Source organism: Pseudomonas sp. R3-41 (assembly GCF_054161485.1).
Genome location: NZ_CP096421.1, coordinates 2,723,268 through 2,737,298 on the forward strand (window position 1 = coordinate 2,723,268; position 14,031 = coordinate 2,737,298).

The following is a 14,031-nucleotide window of genomic DNA, read 5'->3' on the forward strand; positions in this document are numbered from 1 at the left end:
GTTGCCAGGTTTTCCTTGGTAAAAAAGGGAGTTGAACAAGCATGGATAGCAAAAGCGTATATGGCGTTGTCATCAATCAACAAGAACAGTATTCCCTGTGGAATAACGACCGGCCGGTACCGGGGGGATGGACCTCCATTGGCGTAACCGGTTCTCAGGATTTTTGTTTGAACTGGATTCAAAATAACTGGCTGGATCAGCGCCCCGGTTTCTTGCGCGAAAACATTGCGCCGACAAAGGCACCGTCGGTCGAGGAGCTGTAATGAACAGCACCTTTGAAATAACTAATCATGTGCTCGATCTCTTGTCCCGTTATCTTGAGAATGGTGTTTGCCTGCACCTTGCCAACGAAGGATTCGAGCTGCAAACCCTTGAGTCGTCGGCCTCGCAGCCCCTGGAAGCACTGACACCGGAACTTCAGACGCACTTGCAGAGCCTGTTGCAGGAGGAAATCGGCAGGCCTTTGCAGGGCGGCACGCTATTGCCGTTGTCCTGGATTCAGCGCCGGCATTACTTCGTCACCCGGCACGAAGGCGCCGAAGTTTCATCAACAGTGCCTCATGCGTTGCGCTTCAGCGGCAAGCTGGATCGAGCGGCACTGCGTGACGCTTTGCTCCACCTTCAGCGAGTTCACCCGATGCTCCGGGCGTCCGTGCATGAAATGTACGGAGTGCTCTTTCAATGGATCGCGCCAACGGCTCAACTGACCATTGAATTCGAGGACCTTTCGCACACGCCGGTCAGTTCCCGAGAAGCACAATTGGCAGCGTTTTCACTTGACGTCATGCGCCGACCTTTTCAACTCGACCGCGGCGTGCTGATGCGCCCGGTACTGGTCAGGCTCAGTGACGAAGAGCATGTTCTGCTGCTGCCGTTGCATCATCTGATTGCTGACGGCTTGTCTCTACGCGTGATCAACGACAGCCTGTTATCGGCTTATGAGGGTTACCGTACTTCTGGTCACGCTGACCTGCCGGCGCCGAGTTCAACCTATGCCGACTTCATCCGCTTTCAACATTCTGAGCGGTCCCTGACGGAGAACGAGCGGCACCTGGACTACTGGATCAAACGCATGGCCGGCAAGCCCGTCATGCTCAGCTTGCCCACCGACAAGGCACGGCCTGCGACGCCGTCCTACAAAGGCCGTTACGTCGAACGTGTGCTTGATGAGGCTCTGACCAACGCGCTCAGTGACTTTGCAAAGAAGCAACACGTGACGCCGTTCATGCTCTACAGCGCGGCGTTTCATGTCCTGCTGGCGCGGTATTCGGGTCAGAGTGAAGTGACCTTGGGCTACCCTTTCGGCAATCGTATTCGGCGAGAGGACACCGATACCGTCGGGCTGTTTGTCAACACGCTGCTGCAACGCGTTGATGTGAGTGATGATCCCGTTACGAGTGTGTTCCTGACTCGGGTAAAGCGCGAGATCCTGCTGGGGACGGGGCATCATCGATTGCAATTCGACAAGCTGCTGGATGCATTGGACGTAGAGCGCAGCGCCAGTTACCACCCGCTGTTTCAGGCGTTCATCGGTTATTACGGCCAACAGGCAAACGGGGTAAAGCCCACCAGCGTTGCGGTCAAGCCCTACATTGTGGACACCGGGGCGGCGCGTTTCGACCTGGAGTTGTTCCTTCGCCCGCAAGGTGGCGAAACCGTCATGATGCTCTGGGCGCAAGATGATCTGTTTCGACCGGAAACATCCGCCAGGATGCTCGCACACCTGGACAATATCCTGAAGGGCATGCTCGCGGCTCCCGAAGAAAAGATTTCCTCGTTGTCGCTGCTTTCCGAGCAGGAATCCGGGGACCTGTTGAGGCTGGCGAGGGGAGGCGACCCGCTCCTGCCGGGCATCACGATTCTTGAACAGATCGCCGATACGTGCCGCGCTTTTCCAGACCGGGTTGCCGTGCGATTTGAGGGACAGTCGATCTCTTACCGCGAGCTGGACGCGGCTTCGTGGCATGTGGCGCGATCCCTGGCAGATCATAGGGTAAAGGCGGGCGATGTTGTCGCGGTCCAGTTGCAACGCTCAAGGGAGTTGCCGATCTGCCTGCTCGGGATTCTCAAGGCGGGCGCCGCCTACATGCCGCTGGATCCCCAGGCGCCGCAGAGTCGAGTGATGGAGATGCTCGATGATTGTTCCCCACGTGTCTTGATTGTCGAAGACAGCGCTATGGCGCCTCCCGGGGAGCTGCCTTGGGCCACCCTTTCTTCCTTGTTCACCCAGGAGCAGGCTGGTCCGGGCGATGCGGCCATTGCGCAGGGGCCGGCGAGCAAGGACCTGGCCTACGTGATCTTCACCTCGGGCTCCACGGGACGGCCCAAAGGGGTGATGAATACCCATGAGGCGTTGCTGAACCGTCTGGCCTGGATGCAAAAGGCTTTCCCTCTGCAAGCCAGCGATGTCGTTGTGCAAAAGACACCGCTGACGTTCGACGTCTCTGTGTGGGAAGTGTTCTGGCCGCTCATGTATGGCGCCACGTTGTTGATGGCCAAACCCGAAGGGCACAAGGATCCCGAGTACCTGGGGGCACTGTTCTCAAGGGAGCAAGTGAGCGTCGCTCATTTTGTCCCTTCCATGCTGAGTGCGTTCGTGGCTGCCGAAGTGTTGCCGTCCTGCACTCATCTCAGACAGGTGATTTGCAGCGGTGAAGCGCTGCCGCTGCGCTTGGCCAACGCCGTCAAGCAAACCAGTGAAGCCGAATTGCACAACCTTTATGGGCCTACCGAGGCGGCCATTGACGTCACCTGGTACACGGTGACCGAAAACAGTTTGAAGGCCGGTAGCGTACCGATCGGGCGTGCCATTGATGGGCTTGAGATATTCATCCTGGATAAAAACCTCAATCTGGTCCCCCCCGGCGTCGTTGGAGAAATCCATATCGGCGGCATCGGGCTGGCACGTGGCTACATCAACCAACCGGCACTGACTGCACAGAAATTCATTCCCTCACCCTTCAGTGAACAGGGCGCGCGGTTGTACCGGACTGGTGATCTGGGAAAACACCGCTGGGATGGTCAGATCGAGTATCTGGGCCGGAACGACAATCAGGTCAAACTGCGGGGCTTTCGCATCGAGTTGGGTGATATCGAAACGGCCCTGATGCGCCTGCCGGCCATTCGCGAAGCGGTAGTGACACTCAATCAGGACATCCATGGCCACGCGATGCTGGCGGCATTCCTGGCGAGCGATGACGTCAGCGCGCAACTGATACGCCGTGCTCGCGAGGCGCTTTCATCCTCCTTGCCGGAGTACATGATTCCCTCCCTGTGGTCGGTCGTTGACGTGTTCTCGAGATTGCAGTCAGGCAAGGTCGACCGGTCCGCTTTGCCAATACCTGTCGCGTATGCCGACGCAGTTGGCGCTGCGGGGCCGCTTGAGCAAGCGACGTTGAGTGGCATCGAGCAGACATTGGCAGCCGCCTGGGCGCTCGTGCTGGGCAGAGTGGTCACCCACGGTGACGAAGACTTCTTTCATTTGGGCGGAGATTCAATTCGCAGTATTGAACTGGTCGTGGCAGCCCGGCGAGCAGGCTTGCAACTGAGTGTGGAGAAGATTTTCCAGAACTCCACGCTGAGCAGGATGGCCCTGGTTGCCACGCCGCTGAGTGGCCCCGTGTTGATGGCCATTGCGCCATTCGGACTGATTTCAGCGGCCGTCCAGGAAGGCCTTTCCCAGGACATCGAAGACGCCTTTCCCTTGTCCCGGCTGATGACCGGACTTTACTACGAGTCGGTGGCCAGCCCGGATTACCACATCTATACAACGGCAGTGGAGTTGGAGGGGGCGTTTGTGGAGCCAATGTTCAAGCGTGCTGTCGCGCTGTTGATGAAACGCCATCCCTTTTTGAGAAGCTCCATTGATGTGTCTTCTTACCATCAACCTTTGCAGTTGATTCATCGCGACGCCGAGGTGTCGTTGGCAGTTGTCGATATCAGCGACATCGATCCGGCAGCCCAGGCCGCTTCGTTCAAGGCATGGTTCGATGAGCAGCGGACTGTCAGGTTCCAATGGGACAAGGCGCCGTTGTTTGCCATGACCGTGCATCGTTACAGCGCCTCGCGGTTCACCCTGACACTCGCCGAACCCTATCTTGATGGGTGGAGTGTCACGCTGGTCATCAGTGAATTGCTCGAGTTGTATCAGCAGCTCCTGGAGCACGCTGTGCCCGTCGTCGAGCCCGTGCGCGCACAAGGCGAGTTCTTGCTCAGGGAGGCCGAGGCGCTGGATGACCCGGACCACAAGGCGTTCTGGGCCCGACAGCTCGCGTCGCCTCATCAGGGCCAATTGCCGCTTGCCAAAGGCAGCGATTACCGCACGTTCAATGTGCCGGTCTCCAGCGCGACGTCCGATAACCTCAAGCGTCTTGCGCAATCATTGGGCGTGTCGATCAAGGCGGTCCTGCTCAGCGCCCATTTGCAAGTCATTGCCTTCATTAGTGGCCGTACTGAAGTCATCACCGGCCTGATGTCCAACAGTCGTCCGGAAACGACAGCGGGCACGTCGGCAGTCGGCATGTTCTTGAATACGTTGCCGTTGCAAATCAACGTCGCGGGCCTGACGCGCCGCCGGCTGATTCAAGCCGTGCACGCTTTCGAGGCGCAGGCGCTGCCATTCAGGAACTACCCGTTTGCGCAGATGTTGAGTGATGCCGGTATCGATAACGTCATCGATTCCACGTTCAACTACACCCATTTCAGACCTTACGAGCAGTTCGCGAACAATCAGGGGCTGAAGCTCAAGTCTATCAGGGCCACTGACCAGACTTATCACTCGTTGACCGCTCAATTCAGACTCGATGTGTTAACCCAGGGCGTCGGTCTGTTTGTTGAGTTCTCCAACACAGCGCTGTCGGAAGCCGCGATGGGGCGAATCGCTTCGTACTATGACGCGGTGTTGTCACAGCTGGCGACCGACCCTGAATCCAGTGTCTGCCCTCTGGACAGGCTGGCAGGCAGCAACGCTCATGCACTTCTGGTGTCGCCACCGGTGGAACTGGAAGTCTCCCGTCTGATCGTCGCGTTTGATCAGCAATGCGAGGCTTCACCGCAGTCATTGGCATTGCTCTGTGAGGGGCGCTCGATCAGCTATGCGTGCCTGTCTCAGTGGGTCGACAGGTTCGCCGAAACACTGCATGAACAGCAGGTGGTGCCAGGTTCCGTCGTCGGCATCTGCGTCGAGCGATCTGCCGAGTATGTCGTCGCAGTGCTGGCATCGTTGCGCCTCGCTGCCACCTACATGCCGCTGGATCACGCCAGCCCGACCGAACGGCTGGGGATGATCCTGCATCAATCACAAGCCCGGCTGCTGATCGTGTCTGAGTCGACCCGGGGCAAGGTACCCGGTGAGATTCGTGCCGTGGCGGTTGAAGCGATGCCGGTCGATGAGCGGCCTTCCACCGCCAGCTGGCCACTGAATGCGCGGCATCCAGCGGTCTTGATGTACACCTCTGGCAGTACGGGAACCCCTAAAGGTGTCCTGTTGCACGATGAGGCCATTCTGACGCGCCTGCAGTGGTCGCGATGCCAGGAACCGAGTAAACCCTCGGACGTTTTCGTGCTGAGAACGCCAGTCGGCTTTGTCGACGGCATCGCCGAAATGTTCGATGGACTGCTCAGAGGCGTGCCTACGGTGATCTTGCCGGAACGCATCAAAGACCCGGTGGAGCTGATGAACTTCATCCAGACCCACCGAATTACCAAGTTGACCTGCGTGCCCGCCCTGGCAACCGAGATGCTCGAGTCGGGCGCCGAAGCGCGCGCCAGGCTGGCCACGCTCGATTGCCTACACTTGAGCGGTGAATTGCTCAAAGGGGAGTTGGTGGAACAGATCCGGCAACACCTGCCGGGCGTCAATCTCATCAATTTGTATGGTTCGACAGAGGTTTGCGCGGACGCAACGGTGTTCGAGGTCCGGGAGGCTGCGGCGCTGCTGACTCCGGTCGGTCTGCCGATTCCCGGTGCACAGGTAATGGTGGAGCATGAGGGGGGCGGTTACGCACCGATCGGGACGCCCGGAGAACTGCTGGTGGGCGGTCAGATTCTTGCCCTCGGCTACTTCGGCGATGCGAAGCAGACGGCGCAGCGATTCACGCCCTCTTTGCTCAATGATGGCGGACGGGTCTATCGCACGGGTGATATTGCCGTGCTCAGTGACAGTGGCGATTTGAATGTGTTGGGCCGCACCGACCGGCAGATAAAGATTCGAGGCATCCGCATCGAGCCCGCGGAAATCGAAGCGGCGCTGAAAACCCACGCGCAGGTTGCCGAAGCATTGACCGTGCAGCGTGTGCTGGAAGGGCGAAAAGTGCTGGTGGCCTATGTCCGCCCGGCGGCGCAGGCTGATGCGGTGGCAACTGATTCGTTGATCGAGCATTTGTCGTCGCGCGTCCTGGTGGCGGCTATCCCGGATGTGTTTATCACCGTTGAAAGCTGGCCGTTGTTGCCGTCCGGGAAGGTCGATATCAACGCACTCCCGGTTTATGGACCGCAAAGGGCCGAGGGCCGCCAGCCCGAAGGGCTTATCGAACTGGAGTTGGCCGCGCTCTGGGAGCAGCGGCTCAAGACAGCGCTGGTCAGTGTTGAGGATGACTTCTTTCAACTCGGCGGCAATTCGTTGTCCGCCATTATTCTGGCCGGCATGATCGGGCGGCGATTCGGCGTCTGCGTGAATGTGTCAGATATTTTCGACCACAGAACCCTGGCGAAACAGGCGCATCTGCTTGAGGTGAAACTGCTCGAGACCGAGGCAGCAGAACTGGCGGATGAACAGTGATCGCCGGGCAGCTGGCATCGTTTAGATAAGGATGTGAAACGACATGGAAAACTCCAAAAGTTGGCGTTGGTGGGACGATGTGCTGGTACGCGGCGCAGGCTTTGGCGCCGGTGGCGTATTGCGTCTGGCGAGTACGAGCCTGGCGGCGCAGGCTGATCGGATGGGGAGTAGGCCTTTTTCCGAAGCCGACTTGAGCGACTACCGCGGGTCATTTGCGAAGGTGTCTGTCGAGCTCTCCCGGGAGCTGCAAGACATTGCCCGGCAGGACGACTTTCTACGGGCCGTCTCCTGGCAGAACCATCGTCTGCTGGACGGTGCCGTGCGTCCATTTTGCGAATGGGATCCGGCCACTCAGACAAGGCATTCCAAGCATCGCCAACGTGAAGAACTGATCGCCAACTATTGGCAACGATACTGTGTGAAGAATGACACCATCGGTTTCTTTGGCCCGTCGGGATGGGGCACCTTCAGCGACGACTCTGCCACCCGCTACACGCCGGGTGAAACGCTGATCGAGCGCCGAGAAGTGTTCTTCGAGTCCTGGGCGATCGATTGCCTGGCGGAATCATTCGAAGCGCTTCCCGCAATTCGCGAATGGTTGAAGCCGCGCCGGCTGACATTTGTAAAGATCGAGGGCGACATCAATTTCAACGGCCCCGGCCTGAAGGTCAAACTGCCGGCTCTGGAAACGGCCGTGCTGTCGATGTGTGACGGCAAGACGTCCGTTTACGATATCGAGCGCGAGTTGTCAGGCAGTTATTCCGTCTCGTTGATGGATATTCTTGGCATTCTCGATACGCTCAAGGCCAAGCGCTGGATCGTGTTGAAGATCGAATTGCCAGCCGGGGCCCACCCGGAAATATTCCTGCGCCAGTTCTTGCTGGGCATTGGCGATACGCAGTTGCAATCCTTGTTGCTGGCCAGGCTCGATGCCATGGAAGCCGCGCGCGACAAGATCGAATCGAGCGGTGACGCTACCGAGCTGACCCTGGCGCTGTCTGAACTGGATGCGCTTTTTTCCGGGTTTACCGAGACCAGCTCGACGCGGAACGAAGGCCGTACCTACGGCGGCAGGACGCTGGTCTACCACGATAGTCGACGCAATATGGCGCTATCGGTAGGCGAGGATATCAAGCAAGGTCTGGCGCCGCTGTACCTGCTGGCCAAGAGTGCGCGCTGGATTTGCTGGCGGCTGGGGACTGAGGTTCGGCAACTGCTCAGGCAAACCTATCAACGCTGTGTCGAAAAGCACGGGGCGCAATTTGACCTGACCACCATGTGGCTGGAATCGCTGGGCCCCTTGTCAAAAGTCATCGATGCGGCGCTCGACAACATTGATCAAGTCTTCCGGGCCAAGTGGGCGAAAATCATTGCAGTCGAGGATAGCGAGCGACGGGTCGAGTTCACGTACGCGCAGCTGGAGGGGCGGGTCAACCAGGAGTTTGACGCCCCAGGGGCCGGTTGGGAGGGCGCGCGCTACTTTTGCCCGGATGTGATGCTTTCCGCCGTCGACATCAATGACCTGAAATCAGGTGACTTCAAACTGGTGCTAGGGGAAATCCACCTGACAATCAACACCATGAGAAGCTCATGTTTCGTCACACAGCATCCCGATAAATCAGCGTTGCTCAAAGAGGTAGACAAGGACTTCCCCAAACCGCAGTTGCTCAATGTCCTTCCCAAGGAAAGTCCACCTCGTCTGTCGGTCCGCACCCACCCGGTGCTGTCGCGAGACTGCGATTACATGATCGAACTCAACTATCACACCGTGGATGCGGGCCGCGATCGCCTGGTGAAAAGTCGAGACACCACCATCCTCGAAGAGGACGGGCTGATCAAGATCAGGATTCCCAATGGCGAAACGTTTGATCTGGTCGACGTTTATGCTGAGCTGCTGATGGGCCGTGTGATTGATAAGTTCCAGTTGTTCTCGGACCGCGCGCACATGCCCAGAGTCAGTATCGATAAATTGGTGATTGCACGAGAAAGCTGGCGCTTCCAGGCGCAAGACCTGGAGTTCGCCAATGAAAGAGATGAGGCGCTGAGATTCATGAAGGCGCGCAGCTGGTGGAAATCTCAAAACATTCCGCGCTTTGTCTTCGTCAAGTCGAAAACCACTGAAAAGCCATTTTATGTGGATTTCGAAAGCCCGATCTTCATCAACATCCTTTCCAAGTTGATACGACGTAATCAAACCTCTGAGGCAATCAAGAACAAAGAGGTGACATTCGTTGAGATGCTGCCGGACCACCAGGATCTCTGGTTGACCGATCATGCCGGTAATAAATACACGTCGGAACTCAGGTTTACCTGGGTCGATAACTACCCGATCAAATGACCGGTGGCTGACGCCAGGTCCGGGTTTGGAAAATGACTTTTACACGGAGGTGATGGGTATGCGTATTCATGAAGACGCAGGACAGGCTGACACTCACGAGTCGTTGTTGCGAGAGGATGCTGCCTACGTCTGGCATCCTTGGGCGCCTAACCGCATAAGCACCAGTACGGTCATTGCCGTCGCCGGGGAGGGCAGCCACATCACGGATGCCAAGGGTGATCGATACCTGGATGCCAAGGCGTCAGGGATGAATGCCACGCTGGGGTACGCCAACCAGAAGATCGTCAAGGCCATAACGGCTCAGCTGGAAAAGCTGATGACCTACGACATGGTCGAAGGGGGCAATGCGCCCGCCATCGAGCTGGCGCGGGCGATTGCCCAGGTGACCGCACCGGGCTTGACCAGGACGTTTTTTTGCAACAGTGGCTCGGAGGGCATCGAGACGGCGCTCAAGGTATCGCGCCGCTATCACAAGTTGCTCAACGACCCGCAGCGATCACTGATTGTGTCGCTGAAAAACTGTTATCACGGCACCACCCTGGCCGCCTCTACGTGTGCGACATCTTCTGCCGGCGACGAACAAGGGCTGCTTCCCGCAGGGTTCGTTTCAGTGCCCGGGCCCGACTGGGAGGCCGTGCGCCGCGAAGGCCTGGCTTTTTCGCGTTCTGGGGTCGAGGCGCTCGAAGGTTTTTTTGCCGAGCAAGGGAAAAACATTTCGGCATTCATCGTCGAGCCTGTCCAAGGTATTGGCGGCTACATCGTGCCGGACAACTATCTGCGGGCGGCGCGAGCGCTCTGCACCCAGTACGGTGCGCATCTCATCCTAGATGAGGTTCTGACCGGGTTTGGGCGTACCGGCAAGATGTTCGCCTATGAATATGCGTACATCACCCCCGATATCCTAATCACCAGCAAGGGCTTGACGGCCGGTTACATGTCGTTGGCGGCGGTGACCACCCATGACACGATTTTCGATGTGTTTGAACGCGAAAAGGAAATGTCCGGCTTCAGCCACGGGCACACGCATTCCGGGCACGCTTCGGCCTGTGCGGCAGGCCTTGCGGTACTGGATATTCTGCAAAACGATGGCGTGTTGGCGCGAGTCCATCAGTTATCGACGGTGTTGCACGAAGCGGTCGGGGCGTGCGCCGAGACGGCAACGGTCCGGGAGATCAGATGCCGCGGATTGCTCATGGCGGTCGAGTTCGACAGTGTCCAGCGCGCCCTCTCGATCAAGAAGCACCTGCAGGACAACAAAGTACTGATCCGTCGCAGTGGTCGGAACATCATTTTTGCACCGCCGCTCAATATCGACCTGACTGATATTGAGTACCTCGCTGCGCAGTTTCTCGACGCTGTCAGCGTCGCGTCAGCGCAATGAACGTAACAGGTTGAGTGTTGTAATCAGCAATCGGGAGGTGTCGCAACATGGATGAAGCTTTGTTTTTCGATGACGTCAGCGTCGATCATATACGCCTGTATGTGCATGATCTTGAGTCGGCCTCACTGACTCTGGGCGAGAAATACGGTCTTGCGTCATGTCATTTCGATCTTCCGGCCTGCTCTCGGGAGGCAGAGCGTTCGCGCTGCTTTTGCAAGGAAGATATCTGCATTGTCCTGACCCAGCCGCTGGTGCCGTCGCATCCGGGCAGCGAGTTTTTGCGACGGCATGGCGAAGGAGTTGCGGACATTGCCTTGGCGGTGCCGGATGCCACGCAGGCCTTCACGCTGTCAGTGTTGCGTGGTGCGGTGCCGCACCTGTCTGCGCAGCAGAAAGACGGCATCGTCAGCGCTTCGATTTTTGGCGCGGGGAACCTCGTTCACACGTTTGTCCAGCGAGAAGCGTCCGGACATCGGCGTGCGCCAGGTACGCCAGGGAGAACAGGCAGCGGATTGCATGCCTTCGATCACTTTGCCGTGTGCCTGCAGGCCGGTGATCTGGCGGCAACCTGCGCCTTCTACATGCTGGCGCTGGATTTCTCCGTTCTCTATGAGGAGAAAATCGTCGTGGGCAAACAATCCATGAACTCCAAGGTGGTACAGAACAGGTCCGGTCGGGTGACGTTGACCTTGATAGAACCCGACCTGAGCTATGAAGCAGGGCAAATCGACAGTTTCATTCAGAAGAACAATGGCGCAGGCGTGCAACATATCGCCTTGCGTACAACGAATATCGTCAAGTCGGTCCAGGCCCTGGCTGAAAAGGGTGTCGACTTCTTGAAGTCTCCCAGCGCCTATTATCAGCAGCTGCCGGAGCGTCTTGAGAGCCTCAAATACGATGTCGACGAACTGATGGAGTTGAGCTTGCTGGCTGATCAGGACCATGCCGGCCAGCTATATCAGATATTCGCCAAACCCTCTGATCCCGATTGCCATTTTTTCTTTGAAATTATCGAGCGTGTCGGGGCCAAGACCTTTGGCAGCAGCAATATCAAAGCGCTGTACGATTCTGTAGAAATGAGTAGGGCGTCATGATCTCGACTCCGGTAAACCTTGCCGATTATTCGGAACTGGCGCGCCTGGCCTTGTGCGACTCGATCTGGGATTTTCTTTGCGGTGGCAGTGGCGAGGAGATCGCGCTGAGGGCCAACCGGACGGCACTGGATCGCATTTCCCTGTTGCCGCGTGTCTTGACGGGCCTGACCGGGCACAGCACGGCTTGCACCTGGTTCACACATGCCAGCGCGATGCCCGTCGCCATTGCACCGATGGCCTACCACAAGCTGTTCAATCCGCAAGGCGAACTGGCCACCGCACGAGCCGCAAAAGTCAGCGGTGTGCCGTTGATCGTCAGTACCCTGAGCAGTGTTTCGATCGAGGACATCGCCGCAGTGGGCGCTGATCTCTGGTTCCAGTTGTATTGGCTCAAGGATCAGGCTCAGGTCCGGTCCCTGATCAAGAGAGCCGAGGATGCCGGCTGCAAAAGCATCATGGTAACGGCCGATGTGCCGCTGATGGCGCGGCGTAACCGTGACTTGCGTAACGGATTCGCCTTGCCCGCTGATGTGCATGCCGCCAATCTAACGCCGAGTGCGCATCTGCATGCTGTTTCGCATACCGGCAGTGCCGCCACTTCCGCTGTGGAGCGGCACACCCGGGAAGCCTTTCTTGCGGGCTTGAGCTGGCGTCACATCGAGCAACTGCGCGGCATGACGACCTTGCCCATTATTGTCAAGGGGGTCATGGACCCTCGTGATGCGCGCCAGGCTTTCGAAAGCGGTGCTGATTGCGTCGTGGTTTCCAACCACGGCGGTCGACAGTTCGATGCTGCACCCGGAGCGCTGGAGAGTCTGGCGAATATTGTCGAGGTGACCCCGAACGAATGTTCCGTACTGTTTGACAGTGGAGTCCGCACCGGTAGCGATGTTCTGAAGGCCATGGCACTGGGCGCTGATGGTGTATTGCTGGGGAGGCCGGTCCTGTGGGGCCTGGCCGCGCAAGGTCAGCCTGGCGTGGAGCAGGTTCTCGCGTTGCTCAAGGATGAACTGCTGGACGCCATGGTCCTGGCCGGATGTCATTCACCCGCTGACGCCAAAGCGCTGGTTGTAGGGTAAGTCGGCTTTTTGCGTTCAATTTCAAAGGATGGAATCTGCACAATGAATCTGAATCTGGACGATCTGCACACCAGCGTCACTGACCCGGCGCTCAACTCCATGAACTTCCTCAATGAAGTGGCCGAGCGATATCCTCAAGCCATTTCCCTTGCCGCTGGCCGTCCTCACGAGAATTTCTTTGAACTGGAGACAATTCATCGAGCCATTCGTGTGTTTACCCGTTATCTGACTGATGACTGCCAAATGAGCGAGGAGAAAGTACGGCGAACCATTTTCCAGTACGGACCTACCGCTGGCATCATCCAGGGACTGATCAGCGAGCACCTGGCCATCGACGAAGACCTGCAGGTTGACCCGCACGCGATTGTGATCACGTCGGGATGCCAGGAAGCAATCCTGCTGACATTGCGCGCGCTCTGTCGTGACCCCGGTGATGTGCTTCTCGCCATCAATCCGACCTATGTCGGGCTGACGGGAGCTGCCCGCCTGCTCGATATTGAGGTAGTGGCGGTTGCCACCGACGCGACCGGCGTTGATTTCGCTGACTTCAAGGCAGTCGTCGCGGGCTTGCGTGCTCAAGGACGCAAGCCCAAGGCCTGTTATGTGATGCCCGACTTTGCAAACCCCTCTGGGGCGAGCATGAGTCTGGAAACGCGTCAGGCGTTACTGGCATTCGCGGCTGATGAAGCGCTGTTCCTCATCGAAGACAACCCCTACGGCTACTTCCACGGGGATGGCATCAGACTGCCGACGTTGAAGGCGTTGGATAAAACCCGCCAGGTTGTCTACCTGGGGTCTTTTTCGAAAACCATATTTCCCGGGGCAAGAGTTGGCTTCGTGGTCGCCGATCAGCTCATTGAGCCCGCAGGCACAGCCGGTTTGCTGGCTGATCAAATCGCCAAAGTCAAAAGCATGGTGACGGTCAACACGTCCCCGATTGTGCAAGCCATCATCGGCGGGCAATTGATCGAGCATCGGCTCAGTCTCTCTACCGCGACACGTGATCTGCGCGGCATCTACGAGCGCAACAGGATGGCCGTGCTGGCTGCCCTGGCAGAAAAACTGGGGGGGCATGATTTACCCGTCAGTTGGAACATCCCAGCGGGCGGATTTTTTCTTGTGCTGACGGTACCGTTCGCGGCTGACGAAGCAGCCCTTGCGCAATGTGCGCATGAGTTCGGCGTCATATGGACGCCCATGACCCATTTCTATCTGGGAGAGGGCGGGGCGAACCAGATACGTTTATCTATCAGTGCCTTGAGCCCCGAGCAGATAGAGGATGGTATCGAGCGTCTGTCGCGTTTTATTCGGATGAGGATCGAACGTGGGTGAACGTTGTGTTGGACAAATTATTAATCGCT

Annotated in this window: 7 protein-coding genes; all 7 read left to right on the top strand. The window is 57.8% G+C overall.

What is annotated here, in order from left to right; all coding sequences use genetic code 11:
• Nucleotides 1-41 precede the first annotated feature (41 nt).
• Genes M1D99_RS12350 through M1D99_RS12380 form a run of 7 tightly spaced genes read left to right on the top strand, consistent with a single transcriptional unit; the run spans nt 42 to nt 14,002 of the window.
• Nucleotides 42-263 (top strand): MbtH family NRPS accessory protein, encoded by a 222-nt coding sequence (locus M1D99_RS12350; RefSeq protein ID WP_434603994.1) that lies wholly within the window; start codon nt 42-44, stop codon nt 261-263.
• A complete protein-coding gene (locus M1D99_RS12355) occupies nt 263-6,778 on the top strand; it encodes an amino acid adenylation domain-containing protein (protein ID WP_458131935.1) in 6,516 nt (2,171 codons plus the stop codon). Before M1D99_RS12350 ends, M1D99_RS12355 begins: the two co-directional genes overlap by 1 nt.
• A gap of 43 nt (nt 6,779-6,821) precedes the next feature.
• Nucleotides 6,822-9,116 carry a lantibiotic dehydratase gene (locus tag M1D99_RS12360; RefSeq protein WP_458131936.1) on the top strand — a complete coding sequence of 765 codons (2,295 nt, stop codon included), beginning with the start codon at nt 6,822-6,824 and terminating at the stop codon, nt 9,114-9,116.
• 58 nt (nt 9,117-9,174) lie between these two features.
• Nucleotides 9,175-10,497, top strand: a complete 1,323-nt coding sequence (locus tag M1D99_RS12365; RefSeq protein WP_458131937.1) for an aminotransferase family protein — start codon at nt 9,175-9,177, stop codon at nt 10,495-10,497.
• 47 nt (nt 10,498-10,544) lie between these two features.
• Complete coding sequence (hppD, locus tag M1D99_RS12370; protein ID WP_434603984.1) at nt 10,545-11,591, top strand: 4-hydroxyphenylpyruvate dioxygenase; 1,047 nt, start codon at nt 10,545-10,547, stop codon at nt 11,589-11,591.
• Complete coding sequence (locus tag M1D99_RS12375; protein WP_134660718.1) at nt 11,588-12,670, top strand: alpha-hydroxy acid oxidase; 1,083 nt, start codon at nt 11,588-11,590, stop codon at nt 12,668-12,670. Before hppD ends, M1D99_RS12375 begins: the two co-directional genes overlap by 4 nt.
• A 42-nt stretch (nt 12,671-12,712) precedes the next feature.
• Entirely contained in the window at nt 12,713-14,002 is a 1,290-nt protein-coding gene (locus M1D99_RS12380; RefSeq protein WP_458131938.1) for an aminotransferase-like domain-containing protein, read from the top strand.
• Nucleotides 14,003-14,031: the final 29 nt, after the last annotated feature.

What these genes read in the sequence shown, in the direction of transcription:
- M1D99_RS12360 (WP_458131936.1), top strand. Translation starts at nt 6,822, where the DNA reads ATGGAAAACTCCAAAAGTTGGCGTTGGTGGGACGATGTGCTGGTACGC.
- M1D99_RS12375 (WP_134660718.1), top strand. Translation starts at nt 11,588, where the DNA reads ATGATCTCGACTCCGGTAAACCTTGCCGATTATTCGGAACTGGCGCGC.
- M1D99_RS12355 (WP_458131935.1), top strand. Translation starts at nt 263, where the DNA reads ATGAACAGCACCTTTGAAATAACTAATCATGTGCTCGATCTCTTGTCC.
- hppD (WP_434603984.1), top strand. Translation starts at nt 10,545, where the DNA reads ATGGATGAAGCTTTGTTTTTCGATGACGTCAGCGTCGATCATATACGC.
- M1D99_RS12365 (WP_458131937.1), top strand. Translation starts at nt 9,175, where the DNA reads ATGCGTATTCATGAAGACGCAGGACAGGCTGACACTCACGAGTCGTTG.
- M1D99_RS12380 (WP_458131938.1), top strand. Translation starts at nt 12,713, where the DNA reads ATGAATCTGAATCTGGACGATCTGCACACCAGCGTCACTGACCCGGCG.
- M1D99_RS12350 (WP_434603994.1), top strand. Translation starts at nt 42, where the DNA reads ATGGATAGCAAAAGCGTATATGGCGTTGTCATCAATCAACAAGAACAG.